The 17,879-nt window shown below is 60.5% G+C and carries 19 protein-coding genes; 3 read left to right on the top strand and 16 right to left on the bottom strand.

Translation table 11 applies throughout. The annotated features are described in order from the left end of the window. Positions 1–102: 102 nt before the first annotated feature. From SJY36_RS16820 to SJY36_RS16810, 3 genes are all read right to left on the bottom strand, one after another. Positions 103–477: a response regulator gene (locus SJY36_RS16820; protein WP_037966957.1), complete on the bottom strand. Its 375-nt coding sequence runs from the start codon at positions 475–477 to the stop codon at positions 103–105. Further along, positions 474–1,574 carry an HWE histidine kinase domain-containing protein gene (locus tag SJY36_RS16815; RefSeq protein ID WP_386176650.1) on the bottom strand — a complete coding sequence of 367 codons (1,101 nt, stop codon included), beginning with the start codon at positions 1,572–1,574 and terminating at the stop codon, positions 474–476. The genes SJY36_RS16820 and SJY36_RS16815 overlap by 4 nt, the downstream gene beginning before the upstream one ends. 77 nt (positions 1,575–1,651) lie before the next feature. After that, complete coding sequence (locus tag SJY36_RS16810; protein ID WP_386176649.1) at positions 1,652–2,266, bottom strand: hypothetical protein; 615 nt, start codon at positions 2,264–2,266, stop codon at positions 1,652–1,654. Positions 2,267–2,316: 50 nt separating this feature from the next. Between SJY36_RS16810 and SJY36_RS16805 the strand changes: the two genes are divergently transcribed. Further along, the gene (locus SJY36_RS16805) at positions 2,317–3,249 is read left to right on the top strand and encodes an IS5 family transposase (protein WP_386172423.1); all 933 of its coding nucleotides are present in this window, start codon (positions 2,317–2,319) and stop codon (positions 3,247–3,249) included. Here the strand turns inward: SJY36_RS16805 and SJY36_RS16800 are convergent. The 5 genes from SJY36_RS16800 to SJY36_RS16780 all read right to left on the bottom strand — a co-directional run bounded on the left by SJY36_RS16800 (position 3,230) and on the right by SJY36_RS16780 (position 7,653). Continuing rightward, positions 3,230–3,703 (bottom strand): Stealth CR1 domain-containing protein, encoded by a 474-nt coding sequence (locus SJY36_RS16800; RefSeq protein ID WP_386176648.1) that lies wholly within the window; start codon positions 3,701–3,703, stop codon positions 3,230–3,232. The two genes, SJY36_RS16805 and SJY36_RS16800, sit on opposite strands and share 20 nt — an antisense overlap. Positions 3,704–3,883: 180 nt before the next feature. Further along, positions 3,884–4,672, bottom strand: a complete 789-nt coding sequence (locus SJY36_RS16795) for a heme ABC transporter ATP-binding protein (protein ID WP_386176647.1) — start codon at positions 4,670–4,672, stop codon at positions 3,884–3,886. Then, positions 4,672–5,736, bottom strand: a complete 1,065-nt coding sequence (locus tag SJY36_RS16790) for a FecCD family ABC transporter permease (RefSeq protein WP_386176646.1) — start codon at positions 5,734–5,736, stop codon at positions 4,672–4,674. Before SJY36_RS16790 ends, SJY36_RS16795 begins: the two co-directional genes overlap by 1 nt. A gap of 4 nt (positions 5,737–5,740) precedes the next feature. After that, positions 5,741–6,601: a hemin ABC transporter substrate-binding protein gene (locus SJY36_RS16785; protein ID WP_386176645.1), complete on the bottom strand. Its 861-nt coding sequence runs from the start codon at positions 6,599–6,601 to the stop codon at positions 5,741–5,743. Next, on the bottom strand, positions 6,598–7,653 hold the full coding sequence (locus SJY36_RS16780) for a hemin-degrading factor (RefSeq protein WP_386176644.1): 1,056 nt from the start codon (positions 7,651–7,653) through the stop codon (positions 6,598–6,600). Before SJY36_RS16780 ends, SJY36_RS16785 begins: the two co-directional genes overlap by 4 nt. 217 nt (positions 7,654–7,870) lie before the next feature. Between SJY36_RS16780 and SJY36_RS16775 the strand changes: the two genes are divergently transcribed. Continuing rightward, positions 7,871–9,898 (top strand): TonB-dependent receptor domain-containing protein, encoded by a 2,028-nt coding sequence (locus SJY36_RS16775; protein WP_386176643.1) that lies wholly within the window; start codon positions 7,871–7,873, stop codon positions 9,896–9,898. 51 nt (positions 9,899–9,949) lie between these two features. Here SJY36_RS16775 and SJY36_RS16770 read toward each other — a convergent pair whose 3' ends face one another. From SJY36_RS16770 to SJY36_RS16740, 7 genes are all read right to left on the bottom strand, one after another. Further along, positions 9,950–10,390, bottom strand: coding sequence for a c-type cytochrome (locus tag SJY36_RS16770; RefSeq protein ID WP_386176642.1), 441 nt, complete (start codon positions 10,388–10,390; stop codon positions 9,950–9,952). A gap of 54 nt (positions 10,391–10,444) precedes the next feature. Beyond that, positions 10,445–11,185, bottom strand: a complete 741-nt coding sequence (locus SJY36_RS16765; RefSeq protein ID WP_386176641.1) for a copper-binding protein — start codon at positions 11,183–11,185, stop codon at positions 10,445–10,447. A gap of 48 nt (positions 11,186–11,233) precedes the next feature. Then, on the bottom strand, positions 11,234–12,592 hold the full coding sequence (locus SJY36_RS16760; protein ID WP_386176640.1) for a multicopper oxidase family protein: 1,359 nt from the start codon (positions 12,590–12,592) through the stop codon (positions 11,234–11,236). 11 nt (positions 12,593–12,603) lie between these two features. Continuing rightward, a complete protein-coding gene (locus tag SJY36_RS16755; RefSeq protein WP_386176639.1) occupies positions 12,604–14,067 on the bottom strand; it encodes a TolC family protein in 1,464 nt (487 codons plus the stop codon). Further along, complete coding sequence (locus SJY36_RS16750) at positions 14,067–14,309, bottom strand: hypothetical protein (RefSeq protein WP_386176638.1); 243 nt, start codon at positions 14,307–14,309, stop codon at positions 14,067–14,069. The genes SJY36_RS16755 and SJY36_RS16750 overlap by 1 nt, the downstream gene beginning before the upstream one ends. Before the next feature lie 83 nt (positions 14,310–14,392). Continuing rightward, complete coding sequence (locus tag SJY36_RS16745; protein ID WP_386176637.1) at positions 14,393–14,800, bottom strand: hypothetical protein; 408 nt, start codon at positions 14,798–14,800, stop codon at positions 14,393–14,395. Between the two features lie 91 nt (positions 14,801–14,891). Next, complete coding sequence (locus tag SJY36_RS16740; RefSeq protein WP_386176636.1) at positions 14,892–15,350, bottom strand: winged helix-turn-helix transcriptional regulator; 459 nt, start codon at positions 15,348–15,350, stop codon at positions 14,892–14,894. Positions 15,351–15,511: 161 nt separating this feature from the next. On the opposite strand from SJY36_RS16740, the gene SJY36_RS16735 reads away from it, so the two are divergent. Then, positions 15,512–16,924: an MATE family efflux transporter gene (locus tag SJY36_RS16735; protein ID WP_386176635.1), complete on the top strand. Its 1,413-nt coding sequence runs from the start codon at positions 15,512–15,514 to the stop codon at positions 16,922–16,924. Here the strand turns inward: SJY36_RS16735 and SJY36_RS16730 are convergent. After that, entirely contained in the window at positions 16,921–17,805 is an 885-nt protein-coding gene (locus SJY36_RS16730) for a LysR family transcriptional regulator (RefSeq protein WP_005848677.1), read from the bottom strand. The genes SJY36_RS16735 and SJY36_RS16730 overlap by 4 nt on opposite strands. Positions 17,806–17,879: the final 74 nt, after the last annotated feature.

Here is a 17,879-nt window from a genome sequence, read left to right as displayed (position 1 = left end):
TATATGTTCACACCTGGCCGTTGTCACGGGCACAAAACAGCCCCACCCTGCGCCGCAGTGTCGCGGCGCGCGGGTTTCTGCCTGCGGGCTTACTCCGAGAGCTTACTCAGTCTCTAGGCTTGGGTATACGCGGCGCAGCGTTTCGATAAGCTTTTGACTGCTCACGGGCTTTTTCACAACGCGGTCATCCGGCCCAAGAAAGCTGATCTGGTCAGCGTCATATGCAGTGATGAATACGAAAGGGATACCACGGTCCCGTAAAATATCGGCCACGGGTTTCGATGTTTTATCTCGCCCAAGGTTCACATCAAGAAAGGCGATATCGATATCTCCGTCTCGCGCCTTCGCCTTCGCGTCTTCCAGATGGATACTGGGGCCAACCACGTTAAAGCCGATGTCTTCCAAAAGATCGGTCATTTCAAATGCGACAACGACCTCATCTTCGACGATGAAAATATTCTGAGGTTGATTTGTCATTCTGCTGCCTGTTCTTCCGTCTGTTGCGGCATCTTCAAATGCCATTCATATCCATCCGGCCCGAAAACCGTATCGATTTTCCCGCCCGTTTCCGCCTCGAGGGCACGCCCTGTGATAAAGCTGCCAAATCCGGTTTCGCTGGGTTTTTCAGCGGCAGGGCCGCCCTGTTCCACCCAGTGAAGTTCAAGGGGGGAACCCTCGGCGGTGCTGTCTTGTTCCCAGGTTAAATTCACAACACCGTCAGGAACCGACAAAGCGCCGTATTTCATCGCGTTTGTCGCCAGTTCGTAAAATGCCATCGACAAGGACAGCGCCTGGCGCGATGGCACCTCTACCTCCGGACCTTTCAACGTGATCCGACCGCCGCCAATAGGGTCGAGCACATCGGCAGCCACGGCACCAATCGCAGCACGGTCCCATGTGGTGCCCACCAGTTTCGAGTGGGCCGTCGCATAGGCGTTAAGCCGTTGGTCAATCGTTTCGCGGATACCGCGATGAATGCTCATCTTGCGCAAGGACTGGCTGACGATGGATTTCACCACGCTAAATGCGTTCTTCACGCGGTGGTTCAACTCGGCAATCAGGATGTTCTGCGCCTCGCGCAAGCGGCGTTCCTCGTCGATGTCAATCAGGGCGACGGTCGCGCCGATCCGCTCCCCCTCGCCGTCGAGCACCGGCTCGCCAATGATCCGCATCCAAAAACGGGTGCCGTCGCCACGCTGGTATTCCACGTCGATCTCGACATGGTCCTCGCGGTTCTGGATCACCCGCGCCAGAGGGTACTCGTGGCTCTGCACACGGGCCCCATCGGCGTGGTACGATACCCATTCGCCATAGGCGTTCACGTCATCCGAATGTAACACAGGATGTCGTACCATCTTTTCGACGTGACTATTGCCATAGATAATCTGTCCCTCGGCATCCGTCATCAAGACGCCAACCGGCACAGTTTCCATCATCGCTTCGAGAAAGTTCAACCGATGCGAGGCCCGCTGCGACCGCTTCTTAGGCGCATCCGCCTCAACATTCTTCGCCGCCAGTTCTTCTTGCACATGCAAAAGCTCTGTCGCCATCTTATCGGTGGGCTGTGTCGGCATGGTCTGTCCTGGGTGATTGGCGAGGTGTGTCGGTTGACATAGAGCACAAATGTTTGATGTCTAGGTCAAGCCGGTCTTCATGCATCGTTGAGAGTGACAGCGGCTGGTATGAACCCGTCAAACTTTGTGCTTAGTGTACGCTTGATATGAGCTATCGCAGCATCAGAAAACTCGTCTAAACTCTGAATGCACGCAAATTTTTTCTCAGCTTGCGCAAGCTCAACGAGGTGGGCTTCGCAGTAATTGGTAGGCTTAATATAAAGCACCTCTCGGGTGTCGCGCAACACAGCCCTGTTCGCCTGAAGCTCCAGGTGGTTGCAGAGGCCTACGGGAAGAAATTGTGAGACGTCGCGAAACTTCGGACGGATTTGCCGCCGTAAGACGGCATCATTCTGCGAGAAATAATGCGCCATGGTTTCGGTATTTAGAACATGGGGATGGTGTTCAAGTTGAACATATCTATCTCTGCCCGCCAACATAGCTGAAGTAGCTTGGGCGGTTTTATAGTGCGCAGGTAAATTGCCTTTGCGAAGCATTTTATAGCGTAAACGCCGCAAGCTCAATTTTATGAGAAGTGGGTTAACCGACCTCTCCCGCCCGCAAACCTTCAAATTGCCATCAGCGTCAAAGAAATCATCTTGCGTGACCGGAGCATTAAAGAAGAAATCGTCATTGAAGTGGCTTTGTTGCACAAATGGGGTGAGGGATTCCCTGTGTGAATCCAGCGTGGTAGCTGGCGAGCATGAGCAGTTGGTCCCCTACCAAGTACAAGACCAGGAACTGGCCTTCGTACAACACGGCGCTGAAGCAGCGCGGTTCGCTATCAATCTGGTTTGATCCTGAGATGTCGTGGCATGCGCCGCCGACAGGCAAGCGGGGGCGTCAGCCCGAGTTCAGCGACGCCGCGATCCAGGTTTGTCTCACAATGAAGGTGCTGTTTGGCATGCCCCTTCGGCAAACCACCGGGTTCGTCGAAAGCCTCCTTCGTCTGGCCGGGCTGGACTGGAAAGTCCCGGACTTCAGCACCCTGTGCCGCCGTCAGAAGACGCTGAGCGTCGCCATCCCTTACCGTGGCGGATCGGGACCTCTCCACCTGCTGATCGATGCCACCGGGATCAAGGCCGAGGGTGAAGGAGAGTGGAACGCACGCAAACATGGCGGTCCAAGGAAGCGCCTGTGGCGCAAGCTTCACCTCGGAATGGATGAGGAAACACTGGAGATCCGCGCGGTCGGGGTCACCACAAGCAATGTCGGCGATGCCCCGATGCTGCCCGACCTGCTGGAACAAATCCCACCGGATCAAGAGATCGCCACGATCACTGCCGATGGGGCCTATGACACGCGCAGATGCCACAATGCGATTGCCGCTCGCGGAGCTGCCGCCGTCATCCCGCCGCGCAAGAATGCGCAGCTTTGGCAGCCAACGACAGCGGGCGCTATCGCGCGAAACGAAGCCGTGAGGGCCTGCAAATATCTCGGTCGCGCCTTATGGAGAAAATTGACCGGCTATCACCGCCGAAGCCGCGCAGAGACGAAGATGAACTGCGTCAAACTCCTCGGCCAAGGTCTCATGGCGCGAGACTTCGATCGGCAGGTTGCGGAGCTCCAAGTCCGGATCGCGGTGCTCAATCGCTACACGGCCCTTGGCATACCCATCACAGAGCCCGTAGGATAAGTCCGTCTGGGGAAAGGGGCAGTCCGCTCAAACCCCTATTTGTGCAACAGAGCCCATTGAAGTACAAAAAGTTCTTAGACAAATTCTTAATACGCCACAGCATCGTTTCGATGGACAGCGAATTGAACGTTGGGAGGTACTCTTCATACCCCTCGAAAATTTCCGAATGGCTGACCACGCGGATTTTTTCCGGTGGACAAAGGCCCTCGTCGATAAAGGCTTGCAAATGGGCCGGTGTCTGGTCGGCAGTTACGATATAGATGCGATCAATAAATGGCGCGTATTTCAAAATAGATGCGATGCAAAAGTAAATTTCTCCCTTGTCATCAAACCGTGTGTCATAAGTCGCATTCGAAGGCTCGGCCTGTGAAAGTCCCGCTGCTTCCATCGCCGCAAATCGGTTTTTTTTGTGTGTAGGGTCGTTTCCATCGACCCAAGAGATTACAGCGTCCATCTAACAAAGAATTCCTCAAACTATCTTACATAGCCCCTTACAATCGTGTGCTTGAAAGCGTTTAGGGGTTGCGCAGGAGTATTCTCGTTAAAGTTTGAACGCAAGCTGACCAAATCGTATTCCGATTACTGATTCAATCTTGAGATGTTTTTTAACTGCCAATAGCATCCGATAGCAGGCCTACCCCAAACGCTCCTCTGCGAGATGCGGCAGAATATAGCTTTGACCGGCTGCGGCGGGCGTATTGACGGTCAGGGTGCAGCCATAGGCTTGGGACAGCACCGCGTTTTGCATCACGTCGGCCGGCGTGCCGTGTTTCAGGATCTGGCCGTCTTTGATCATCGCCATGTGATCGGCGAACATGGCCGATAGGTTCAGATCGTGCATGACCGCGACCACGCCGCCGCCGCGATTGGCGAAGTTTTTGAGAAGTCGCATCACCATAAGCTGATGGCCGATATCCAGACTGGCAACGGGTTCATCCAGCAGCAACCAACGGGGCAAGCCGTTCTGCACCGGATGCCAGACCTGACAAAGCACGCGCGCCAGCTGCGTGCGTTGCTGCTCTCCGCCTGAAAGCGCTTGGTAAAGCTTGTCTGCGTAGCCCTCCAGCCCGACGGCATGCAGGGCGCGAGCGGGGATATCGTCGCGGTGTCCCGATATGCCGCGGCGTAGCCCCATGCGCACGACCTCGGCCGCGGTAAAGGGGAACGCTAGAGTTCCTGCCTGCGGCAGCACGGCGCGCATCGCGGCAATCTCCCACGGGTGCAGGTCGGCGACGTTTTCGCCGTTCAGCAGAACGAGGCCGGTGAAATCGACCTCGGCCGTGATCGCCTTGAGCAGCGTCGATTTGCCCGAGCCGTTAGGGCCGACAATCGCTGTGAGCGCGCCCGCATTGGCGGTGAAATCGACCCCGTGCAGAATCTCTTTCTTGCCAATACGGGCAACAATATCGCAGGCGTGCAGCATCACAAGTCCACCAGCCCACGGCGCCGCAGCAGGATCCAGAAAAACACCGGTGCGCCCAGAATGGCGGTGATCAAACCGATGGGCAGTTCCGCGGGCGCGATGACGACGCGGCTGATGATGTCGGCGGTCAGCAAAAGCGTGGCCCCCAGCAGCGCAGCGTTCACCAGCAGGGGTTCGTGATCCGGCCCCGTGGCAAGACGTAACAGATGGGGCACGACGATCCCGACAAAACCGATCCCGCCGGACATGGCGACCGCGGCACCAGTCGCGGCGGCGACCGTGAGGATGGCGGTATGCTTTACCCGCTGCACCGGCACCCCCATATGCGCGGCCGTCGCCTCCCCGAAAGCGAGCGCGTTCAGCCCGCCGCCCATGCGCAATGCCACACCCGTCGCCAGAAGGATCAGCGGCCCAGCGATGGCGACCTTGGTCCATGTGGCACCGGCAAGCGAGCCGAGTCCCCAGAACGTCAGATCACGCAGCTGGGTGTCATCGGCGAAATAGATCAGCAGCCCGCCCAAGGCCCCTGTCAGCGCGCCCAAGGCAATCCCCGCCAGCAGCATCGTCGCGACAGAGGTGCGCCCGCGCCGAGTCGACACGCGATATAGCAGCAAGGTTGCCGCCCATCCGCCCAGAAAGGCCGCCAGCGGGATCAGCCAAAAGCCTGCCATGGTGAGCACAGCCACCGGCAACAGCCCGCCCAGAACGATTGCCACGATCGCGCCCAATCCGGCACCCGCACTTACCCCAAGCAGGCCCGGATCCGCGAGCGGGTTGCGAAACAGCCCCTGCATCACCGCGCCTGACACAGCCAGCGCGGCCCCGACACAGATGCCCATGATCAGCCGCGGCAAACGGATATCCCAAAGCACCACCTGTTCAAGCTGCGTCAACGGCGCACCGGTCACGATCTTGACCAGGGCGTGCCACAGCGATGTGCCCGACGCCCCGATCGCGAGGCTGCCAATCGCGGCGACCGCCAGAACGGCCGCCAGCCACACATGCGCCTTGCGCGCGGCACGACGGCGGTCGCGGGGCGGGGCGAAATCTGAAAGCGCTGTCATCGGATCAGTCGGCGTAAAGCGCGGCGTGCAGATCGGTGACCGCATCTGCCGTGCGCGGTCCGAACCCCAGCAGATAAAGCCCGTCCATCCGCACCAGAGACCGGCTGGCCGCTGCAGGGGTGACGGATATGGCAGGCATCGCGAACAACTCTGCCTCGGTGCTGTTGTGATCGCCTTCACGCGCCATCATCACCAGCACATCGGGCGCTGCGGCCAGCACGGCTTCGTCCGTGATTGGTTTGTAGCCCGCAAACCCAGTGACCGCATTCACCGCGCCAGCCAGCTCTATCATCGAAGCCGCTGCCGTATCCGTGCCCGACGCCATGATCCGCCCGCCTTGGGTGCTGAGGATAAACATCACACGTTTACGCTCTGCCTCCGGTCGGTCTTGCGTCGCACGGGATACGGCTGCCAGCTTTTGCTGCACTTCCGCAGCCAGCGCTTCGGCCTGCGGCCCTTTCCCAAGCGCCTGCCCGACGGCGCGTATCTTGGCGCTGACCCCTTCGACGGTATAGTCATCAGGGACGGTGACAAAGGGGATATCCGCCTGCGTTAGCACCTCGATTGTTTCGGGCGGTCCGGCACCTTCCTCGGCGATGATCAGCTTGGGGCCTGTAGCCAGCACCCCCTCGGGCGAGAGCGCGCGCATATAGCCCACGTCCGGCAAGGCAGCGGCTTCAGGCGGATAGCTGGAGGTCGTATCCCGCGCAACCAGCTGATCCTGCGCGCCGAGGGCAAAGACGATCTCTGTCACTGCGCCGCCGATGGATACGACGCCCCCTGTGGGTTCCTGTGCCGTGGCGGACAGTGCTGTGATCAGGCCAAGCGCCGCGACGCTGATACCTGTCGTGAAAGCGCGGATCATGCGGGCACCTCGACATTCAGGCTCTCCAGCCCCGCGACAAGCTTGCCCCATGCGGGACGACAATCGCGCCCTTCCTTGCCGACGCCAAAGACCTGAAGGATAAGCCCCCCGTCCTTGTTGAAGGCCTCGACCGAAACAGCGGGGCCGCGTTGCGTGGGCTTGTCGACTGCCCAGACCTCGGCGATGTGATCAAGCCGCAGATGCAAGTTAAAGCGTGGGTCCAGCACGTTTTGCCACGGGCCCATGGATTTCAGCGTGGTGATCGGGCCCGAATGAATTTGGATACACCCGCGATTGCCGGTAAAGACCATGATCTCAAGCTCTTGCGCGACCACCTGATGCAGCATGGCATCGACAGCAGAAGGCTGCAAAGCGCGTGCAAAGGGTTCGCCTGCGATGCGGTAGGCCCCTAACCGGTTCATCTTGAGCTTGGAGGTCAGGCGCAAGAACTGATGCGTGTCGGTCAGTCGCGCCCATTCCTTTTGCAGGATGTCCAGTTTCGACAGGTCGGATTTCGGCACCTCGTCAGGTTCGCGCGGCACCACGTCAACGGAGGGGGATTGATCTTCCAGCATCAGCCCGGCTTTGGCGCGGTCAAAGGCCGCCACATTTGACCCGTCGCGCAGAAAGATCTTATGTACCGCATCCCCCGCCGCATCGAACACCTGCAGGCTGCGGCGCGTACCGGCGTCTGTTTCCTTCTCTACCGCAAAGGCATGATGCCACCGGCTGGGAAAGAGGCGCAGGTCGATGTCGTCGGTGAGGATCATCGATGCATGGGGACCGGGATGATAGTTATCGTAGGTGCCGACCTTTTCGTGCACGCAGGACGGGTTGCGGGTCAGCGCCATAACCTCGCCCAGAGTCTGGGCGGCGCGCATGATCTCGTCGGGGTGCGCATTGATACGCCGCACGCCATCGCCGGTATACGCCGCCAGCAACTGCGCCTCGCTGATCTTGAGCTTGTCGGCCACATCACGTTCGCGCAACTGCGCGTGGTCGGCGCGAAAGGCGCGAATATCCTCGGGGGTCGGGGGAACGGAATGGGTCATGCAGCACCTTCGCCATATAGATTAAAAGAGAGGGGGCTGGCGACGCGCGTCGGGCATCCGCTGGCAAAGGCGCAGATCAGAACCTGCCCTTTAATGTTGACACTTTTAGTCGGTCTTTTTAGAACCCGCAAGAGCGTCAAACATTTAGCGCCACTTTTTTCACCGCCAGCCCCTCGCAAGCAAACCGTCAAACCTACTGCTTGCAAGGATGTCTTCGATGACCAAAGCCGCTGGAACCCGTGCCCTCTTGAGGGGCACGACAAGCCTGATACTTTTATCCCTCACCCCGCTCCCCCTCGCCGCGCAGGACGGATTTCTGGGCACCCTCGTTCTGGGCGAAAGCAAACGCGAGGTGCAGACCGATACGGCAGTATCCATCACCACCGTCGACCAAGAAGAGATCGACGACCGTCAGGCAGGCACCGTGGCAGAGCTGATCGATTCAGTTCCCGGCGTAAGCCTTGTGAACGGGTCCACCCCGCAAGGGTCCGGCATCAACATCCGCGGCTTCGGCGCGAACGATATCTACGGTGCGGATTCCAAAGTCGCCGTGCAGATCGACGGGGCCACCACCGGGGCAGAGCGGCTTTACCGGATCGGCACCCAGCTGTTCACCGACCCGTTCCTTTACAAATCAGTCGATGTGATCCGGGGGTCCGTCGGCAGCTTTGAATACGGGTCCGGCATCGTGGGCGGTGTCGTCCGGCTTGAGACGAAAGACGCGTCGGATCTGACGGGCGGTGAGCTTGGCTATGTGCTGGGCCAAACGCTGGAGTTCAGCACGAACGGCGACGGCATCACGTCTTCCAGCGTGCTGGCGTGGCAACCGACCGAAGAAATGGAGTTTCTGCTGAACTACACGTGGCGCGACCAGAACGACCAAGTGGATGGGGACGGGGCGACTATCGGAAACAGCGCCTTCACTCTACCATCGGGTCTGATCAAGGCGAAATACAGCTTTGGCCAGAACCGCGATCAATCGCTGACCTTCAGCCTGTCGCGCACCACAGCAAGCGATCGCGACGTGCCTTTTGACAGTTTTACCACCACTGCGGATTCCTTTGGCACCGTTGACCGCGATACAGAGTCTACCACCGCGGTGCTCAAGTACAACTTTAACCCAACTGACAATGATCTGGTGAACCTAGATGTCGTGCTGTCCTACGCCGACCAACAGATCGACCAAAGCTATGTCTCGGGCAGCTCACCCCTTGAGGGCACCCCGCAAGGGGCCGGTGTTCTTGCCTTGGCAAATGCGGATCATCGGTATCAAACAACGAAACTGGCGTTCAAAAACCAAAGCCTGTTCGCTTCGGGCGCTGTCTCGCATGATCTGCGCACGGGGCTAGAGCTGATCCACAAAGAACGCCTTGATGCCAGCAACGCCCCCGGCGGCAAAGACCGTCGCATCGCGGTCTACGCGGTGGATGATATGCGCATCGGCGGTGCATGGACCGTGACACCTGCGCTGCGCTACGAGACGTCGAAGATCACCGGATCAGCGGCGCCGAATGATGGCACCTATGATAACAACGCGCTGATGGGCGGACTGTCGGTGCGCTATGCCTTGGGGAATGGTTTGGCCCTGTTCACCAGCGCTGCCTACACCGAAGGGCTGCCGATGATCGACCATCTGGGCACCGATGCCGCGATCACTGAATCCGAGAAAGCCGAGACATACGAGATCGGCGCCTCGTTTGACCGTCATGATCTGTTCCGCAGCGGTGACCAATTCGCGATCAAGGGTGTCTACTACGAGACGACCTTGACCGATGTCAGCAGCTATTCGGTTTCGGGGGTACGCCCGCCTGCACCGGCACTGGACCGGATCGAGACCTCTGGGCTGGAGCTTGAAGCCTCTTACGCGTTGGACACCGGTCTTTACTTCGACGTGAACGCCAATGTGGTGCGCGGGACAGAGTATGAACCGGGCGGCGTTTCTGGCGACTGGCGGTTGCTGCCTGCGGACAGTCTGCGGGTCACCGTAGGCAAGAAATTCGGCAACGAACTCGACCTGAGCTGGGAGGTCGTGGGCAGCAAATCCGTAACAAACGATGGCGAGACCTCGGCAGGCTTTGGCGTCCATAATCTGCGCGCCACCTATGTCCCGCAAAGCGGTATCCTTAAAGATACGCAGTTCCGCGTCGGGCTAGAGAACGCGTTCGACAAAACCTATACGCCACATCTGTCGACCCGCACGGCACCGGGTCGAAACGTGAAATTCTCGATCTCGCGGATGTTCTGAAACGGCGCGGGCCGCCGGGGTGTAACGTACCCCGGGGGCTGGCCCTACGGCTTAGCCGATCCCGTTCTCGCGCTGAAGGCGGCGGATATAGGCCACAATGTCCATCACATCGGCCTGCGTGATCCCTTCAACGGGAGGCATGTCTCCGAACGGCCAGTGATGCCCCCGTACCCCGTTTTGCGCGGCCAGAAGGAACGCCCGGTCGCCGTGGTGGCTGGGCTCGTAGATCACATGCACCAAGGGCGGTGCGACGCCGTCCTGCCCCTGACCATTGCTCCCGTGACACGCCGCGCAAACCGCATCATAGGCGCGCTTTCCCAGCTGCTCCTGATCGGTGAAACTGGCCGGCATCTTCACGGGTGCCAAGGCACCCTCCGCAAGCTCAGTCGGGCTGGTCTCGGGTTGATCATGATGCGACAAATACCACCCGCCCGCCGCTGCGGTCAGCAGCGCAAAGGGCACAACCCACAGCAATACACGCGATGTTTTCATGTCTTCGCCTCTTATGGGGCGGGCACCGATGCATGACCGGAGCCCGCGCTTGGGTTACTTCAACTCGACGACGGTCAGCTTGCCTTTGACGGGCTCTGCGACGAATTCGATGCTCTGACCTGCAGAGAGCTTGCCGATCATGGTTTCATCGGCGCGAAACACCATGGTCATCGCGGGCATATCAAGGTTAACCAACGGCCCGTGATCGATGGTGACCTTCCCGCCTTTGGTGTCAACTTTCTTGACGGTGCCCTTGGTATAGACGACCTCTGCCGCTTCGGCTTCTGCTTCGGCTTTGGCGCTGACTTCGATGGGGCCGTACATGCCGGATTCATAGTGACCGGGGATCAGGCAAGCGAATTCAAACGAGCCAGCATTGGCAAAGGTCCAGATCACCTCGCCCGACTGGCCGCCCTCAAGACGGACCGAATTGGGGTCATCGTGTTCCATATCCATCTTCGCCATCATTTCCTTGTGCTTGGCGTTGCCTTCGGCGTTATCGATAACGAACTCATGCTCAAGCTCGCCCTTGTTGGTGACTTCAAAGCGGATGGTTTCCCCCTGCTCGAACGCAAAGTTGTCGGGTTCAAAGATCATATCGCCGTCTTCGGTCTCGCGCATGGTGACGGCAATGGTGCGGGTGACGTCAGCCGCTGTACCGGGTTTGCCCACTGCCATCATTTCTGCATGCTTGTCGGCGTGGTCATCATCATGCCCGCCAGAGTGGGAACCCGCCGCAAAGGCAGGGCCGGTCAAAGCAATGGCGAAGGCGGTGGTCATCAGAAGGTTTTCCATTGTGTTTTCCTTTATGGTTTTCAAAGTGTTATGTGGATGCAAAAGGTGTTATCCCTTTTGCGTTGGTTTCGGGGTCAGGATGGTTTTGGGGCTGTTGTTCGTAGCGAATTCCGGTAGTTCTCCGGTCCACTCATAGGCTTCCTCGCCGGGGGGGTTGTCGTACCATCCGGGGTCGGAATAGTCGTCCGGCGCGATGCCGTCGCGTACCTTCACGACAGAGAACATGCCGCCCATTTCGATTGGCCCGTGTTTACCCCAGCCGTTCATCATGGGGATCGTGTTTTCGGGCAGTTCCATCGACATCTTGCCCATGTCCCCCATACCCGCCGTGCCCATCGGCATGTAGCCCGGCTTGAAGCTGCGTATCTTGGGGGTAAGCTGGGATTTATCGACACCGATAAAGGTCGGCACGTCGTGGCCCATGGCATTCATCGTGTGGTGCGACTTGTGGCAGTGGATCGCCCAATCGCCCAGGTGGTCCGCCGTGAACTCATAGGCGCGCATCGCGCCGACAGGAATGTCGATGCTGACCTCGGGCCATTGCGCGCTTTCCGGCACCCAGCCCCCGTCGGTGCAGGTGACCTTGAAGTCATAGCCGTGCATGTGGATCGGGTGGTTTGTCATCGTCAGGTTGCCGACGCGCACCCGTACCCTGTCGCCCTTGTTCACGACCAGCGGGTCAATATCGGGGAAAATCCGGCTGTTCCATGTCCATAGGTTAAAGTCGTTCATCGTCATGACACGCGGCACATAGGTACCGGGGTCAATGTCGAACGCGTTGAGCATGATCAGGAAGTCACGGTCCACCGGCATGAACGTCGGGTCTTTGGGGTGGACGACAAACATGCCCATCATCCCCATCGCCATCTGGACCATCTCATCCGCATGGGGGTGGTACATGAAGGTGCCGGATTTGGTCAGGTCGAACTCGTAGACAAAGGTCTTGCCCGGTTTGATCCCCGGATGGCTCAGCCCGACCACGCCATCCATGCCCGAGGGCAGGATCAGCCCGTGCCAGTGGACGGATGTGTTTTCTGGCAGTTTGTTGGTGACATAAATCCGCACACGGTCGCCTTCGACCGCTTCGATCGTGGGGCCGGTGGACTGGCCGTTATACCCCCACAGATGCGCGATCATGCCATCGGCCAGTTCGCGCTCTACGGGCTCCGCGACAAGGTGGAATTCCTTGACGCCGTTGTTCATGCGGTAGGGCAGCGTCCAGCCGTTCAGCGTGACCACGGGCGTGTAATCCACCCCCGTCGAGGGGCGCGCCGTAACCGCAGTCGCGGCGCTGTCCATATGCGCCGCTTCCGGCAGCCCCATGTTCAGAGTTTTGCCCCACGCCTGAGAGGACACAAGTGTCGCCCCCGCCGCACCGGCACCGAGTAGTTGACGTCTGTTCATCATATCGTTTCCTTTCAGTGTCCTGCGCCGCCACCAGCGGCCAACGTGGCGCCTTCGGAGCCCCCTCCGGCGCTGCCTGCACCGCCGCCGTAGATGGCCGCGGTCAGATCCGCCTGCGCCAGAAAGAACGCCCGCTTCGCATCCGCGGCTTCCAGCTCGGCACCGAGCTTTTCACGCACATCGGTCAGCAGTTCGAAGGTGTTAGTGATCATGCCGTTGTAAGACAGCAGGGCTTCGTTCTCGACGGTCTTGCGCAGCGGAACAAGAACATCGCGGTAGTGGCGCGCGATCTTGTAAGAGGCATGGTAGGCCCGTTCGGCCCCCCGCGCTTCGGAGCGTACATTGACCGCTCGTTCCGCCAGCACATTCGCCGCCTGCAGATACGACAGCTCTGCCTTGCGCATCCGCGCCTTGCCGCTGTCATAGATCGGGATCGCGAACTCCAGCTCTACCTGAGGCGTGATCTCTTTCTCGATATCGCCTCCCTCGGCTTCACGCTCAAGCTCGGCCCCTGCGACGATCTCAAGATCGCTGACGATGCGCGTCTGGTCCGTCAGGCCGAAGGCTTTTGCCTGCGCTTCAAGGCCCAGCTTTGCGACGCGCAGGTCGACACGGTTGCGCAGCGCCTTGGCTTCGACATTGGCAACGCCGCCCACGGACCGCGGCAGCCCCGGCAAGGCATCAGGCACGTAATAGTTCACGTCAGCCCCCCAAAGCCCCATGAGGCGCGTCAGCTCTTCCTTCGCAGTGGTCGCATCCAGCCGTGCCTTGGCAAGCTGTCCGGCCAGCTCCGCGTTGAACGCCTGCTCGCGGGCTTGGGCGGCTTTATTGAGCGCGCCGGTTTCCCCCAGCTTGCGGGCCAGCTCCGATCCGGCGTCCGAGGTCGCCTTGGCGCGTTTCAAATACCCCACCACCTCAAAGGCGGACACGGCATTGACCCAGGCCTGACGAGTTTGGTTGGCCAATGTCAGCGTATCGTTCACCGCCGTCAGCTGCGCTTGACGAAAGCTCGCGTCAGCGATTGCGCGGCGTTGTTTACGCGTGGTGGCATCCAGAAGATTGGCGCGGATCAACCCTTCGATCGCACGGTAGGCCCCCAATTCGGGTGCCCCGATCCCCAGCACGCCGATGGACACGATCGGGTTTTCCGGCGTCGATTGCTGCCAAGCTTCGGCAGCGGACAAGCCGACATTCGCATAGGACGCCTGGAGCCCCTTGTTGTTGAGCAAGGCAACCTGAACCGCCGTATCGGCCGAGATTGTCTTGCCCTGCACCATCGCGCGCACTTCGCGTTTCACCGCTTCGTTTTCGGCTTGGGTCTCGGCAAAGACGGTGCGTTTACCAAGCGCGGGCGTGATCTGGCTGGCGACATTGGCAAAGCCGGCTTTGGGGTCGGTATAAGCGCTCGGGATCGCCGTGGCGCAGGCCGCAAGCACAAGGGGAAAGCCGATGATCAGCGGCAGTTTACGGACGTGCATCAGTTCCCCTCCGATTGTTCTTGGTTCACGGTGCGCCAGTCACGCGGACCGGTGGGCCCACGATAGGTATAGCCGGCCAGCGGGTTCGGGTGGCTGATGGGGGAGACGACGGTCGTGCTGAGCGTGGCTTCTTGCGTGGCTACGACAGGCAGCGGTGTCGGCGTATAGGGCAAGGGTCTGACATCCTGCGTGCAGGCGCCAAGGGTCAGGGTGCAAGCCCCCAAAACGAAATGGATTTTCATGTGATGTACCTGATTGATCTTCTAGGGATCGCGCGCAGGAATGCTGGCGCGGCGCAAAGACCCCAAAGCGGGTCTAAATCAGATCAGGATTGAGGAGGACGCAGAAAGCCTTTCGCCTCAAGCGAACGCGCCTGCGCATGACCGATCTTGTAGGTGCCCGCAACAACGGCATCGTCTTGCGGATGCGCGTGGTCCATCAACACGATGGACAGGCACATCCCGTAGCAGCAATTACCTGCACTGTCGTCAGGCGCGCTTGAAGGGGCTTTTTCACTGTGATTGTCGACAGCGGCACGATCCACAGTGCTATGATCATGCAGGGCGTCTTGCACGTTTACATCAGCCGCTTCATCCATGACCGCGGCATAATGCCCGTCATGCATCCCCGACGCCGCGTGGGACGCGGACGGCGGAAACAGCACCAGCGCCGCAGCAAAGGCAAGACATGCCACTGCGTTCAGCCAGAAAGATATGGTGCGCTCAAAAACCATGAGAGACAGTTGATGCACCTGCCCCTTCCTGTCAATCGGTCCTGCGCTGGAAGGTTTCGAAGTTTTTTACCCGGTGGGCGGCGGAAAGCCGCTATGCTTTTTTGGCACTGGCGTTCGAGATAGCGCTGACACTGCGGTGGGTAATCTCCTCTCCGGTGACACGGTCCACCAGCATGGGCGCGATCGGCGTGCCCGCACTGCGCGAGACCAACGTGACAGACGGGCTGCCTTCAATGGGGACATGGGCGTTGGCCCAGTCGATCAGCGACACCAGCATCGGATACAGCGCCTTGCCCCGTTCGGTCAGCCGGTATTCGTGGCGCACGGGACGCTCCTGATAGGCCTCGCGGCGCAGTACGCCGGCCCCCTCCAGCTTGCGCAACCGGTCCGCCAGCACATGCCGCGTGATCCCCAGACGGTCCTGCATCTTCTCGAACCGGCGAATGCCCAGAAAACAATCGCGCAGGACCAGCATGGTCCAGCGGTCGCCCACCACGGACAGCCCCCGCGCCACGGGGCAGGATTCATTCTGTAGCTCGTTCCATTTCATGCCTTGATCCTAGCAGGCATTGACAGGTTCCGAAAGAGAACTTACCCGTAATGCATTCCAAAAAGGAACCGAGAGGCGAAAACTCGCCAATCCAAGCATTCGAACGGGGGGGAAACCATGCCACATCAGGTCGCCACATCGCAGCTCGGCAAGGCCAGCTGATGGCCCGCGTCACCCCGAACGCTGCCCCCGCCCTTTCGGCCGCCGCAACGCAGGCCCGCGCCACCCGGACCCGTGCCCTGCTTGAGGCACCAATCGCGCCGACGCTGGCCAAGCTTGCCGCACCCAATGTCTTGGCGATGTTCGTGCAAACCGTGCAAAGCATATCCGAGGCGTATTTCGCGAGCCTCCTTGGGGTGACAGCGCTGGCCGGTCTGGCGCTGGTGTTCCCGCTGGTCATGTTGACGCAAATGCTGTCGGCGGGGGCTATCGGCGGCGCGATCTCGGCCGCGGTGGCGCGCGCTCTTGGCGCGCAAGACAGCGCGCGAGCGGCCACATTGGCGCTGGTCGCGTGGATGATCGCGGGAGCCTTTGCCGTGATCATGGCCGTTCTGGTCGGGCTGTTTGGCGTGGCGTTTTTCACCCTGCTGGGGGGCGGTGCCGATGCGGTTTCTGCCGCCGCGACCTATGCGCTGGTCTTCTTTCCCGGCTGCATGGCGATCTGGCTGTGCAATGCGTCGCTTAGCATTATCCGTGGCACGGGCGACATGCAGACCCCTGCCGTGCTCTTGCTGCTGGTGTCCGTCATCTCGATCCCCTTGTCGGGCGGCTTCGCCCTGGGGTGGGGCCCCCTGCCCGCACTTGGCATGGCGGGACTGCCCATCGGCGTCGTGCTCGCCTTTGCGATCGGGGCTGTGCTGGCGATGGCGCATATCCTGACCGGGCGCACGGGGCTGAGCTTTGGCGGTGCCTTGGGCCGGATCGACATCGGCATGTTCCGCGATATCCTCAGCGTCGGGGCGCTGGCGGCGGTGAATACCCTGCTGACCACGATCACCATCATCATGATGACAGGGCTGGTCGGCCGGTTCGGCGAAGCGGCGCTGGCCGGTTACGGGCTTGGCGCACGGCTCGAATTTCTGATGATCCCCGTGATCTTTGGCATTGGTGCCGCGATGACGGCGATGGTCGGGGCGAATATGGGTGCCGGTCAGGTGGACCGCGCCCTGCGCGTGGCCTGGACCGGATCTTGCGCGGCGGCGGCGATCGTCGGCGGTATCGGGCTGCTGCTGGCAGTGTTTCCCGACCTTTGGCTTGGCATGTTCCTTGACCCATCCAACACCGGCGCGCTGGACGCAGGGCGCAGCTATTTCCGCCTCGTGGCACCGTTCTACGCCTTCTTCGCCCTCGGGCTCGCGCTATATTTCGCGTCGCAGGGGGCGGGGCATATGGTCTGGCCGGTGGTCAGCAGCCTCAGCCGGATGGCAGTGGCGCTGATCGGCGCGTTGATCCTGATGCAGACCGGCGGCTTGGGCCTGCGCGGCATCTTCATCGCCATCGGCGGCGCGATGGTGGTCTACGGCACGGTGATCGGCCTTGCGATCTGGCGTAAGGGCTGGCGCGCGCGGGCCTAGTCATAGACCTCTGCCGTGAGCCCCTGCTGGATCAGCGCGGTGACCAAAGCCGCCAGCACCTCGGCGCGGCGCGAGGTGACCCGCTGCACCAGCCCCAGACGGCGATGGATCGGCGGTGCCCCGAAAGGGAACCAGTCGAGCGAGGCGGTTTCAGCATCGTGCAGCGCGATCTGCGGGATAATGGCAAAGCCCAGACCCGCCCGCACACAGCCCACCACGGCAGGCATCGTATTCACCGACACGATCTGGCGCGGCGCGGCGCCAAGGCGGGCGATTTCGGTATCGATTTGGCGCGCCAGCGGCACCTGCGTGCGATAGCGGATATAGGGCACGTCGCGGATCAGGTCATCCAGCGTGATCGTCCCGGTGCCAGGCGGTGTGAGGACGATCAGCGGTTCGGTCAGCACAGGGGTCCAGCGCAGACTGCTGGGCACTGCCACGTGATCCGCCACAACCGCCGCATCCAGCTGGCCCGAGACGACCTCGCTCATCAGTTCCTCAGACACGCCGACGCGCAGCCGAAAGTTCAGATACGGAAAGCTGGCGCGCAGCGTCGCAAGCGCCTGCGGCATCAGTGAATTCGCCCCGGTCCGCAACGACCCGAGCGCCACGGTGCCGCGCATTTGCTCCCCCGCGACGGAGGCTTTTGTGTCCGACACGATCTGCAGGATCGACTGGGCGGAGCGGACCATCTCTGCGCCCTTGGTGGTCAGGGCGGGCGGGCGGCGGGTGCGGTCGAACAACTGCGTGCCGATCTCTGCCTCAAGCGCCGCGATCTGCTGGCTGACGGCAGAGGCGGTCAGGTTCACGGCCTGCGCCGCCGCGGCGAAGCCGCCGTGCTGGCTAATGGCCAATAAAGTCTCTAGCTGACGTGTATCCATGCCTCAAGATAAGATATGCTAAATGTAATGGCAAGAAATACGCGCTTTGATATGGTTATTCTTGTGTTAATCAC

Source organism: Sulfitobacter sp. R86518, assembly GCF_042466275.1.
GTDB lineage: Bacteria > Pseudomonadota > Alphaproteobacteria > Rhodobacterales > Rhodobacteraceae > Sulfitobacter > Sulfitobacter pontiacus.
This window is presented reverse-complemented; position numbering and strand designations above follow the sequence as displayed.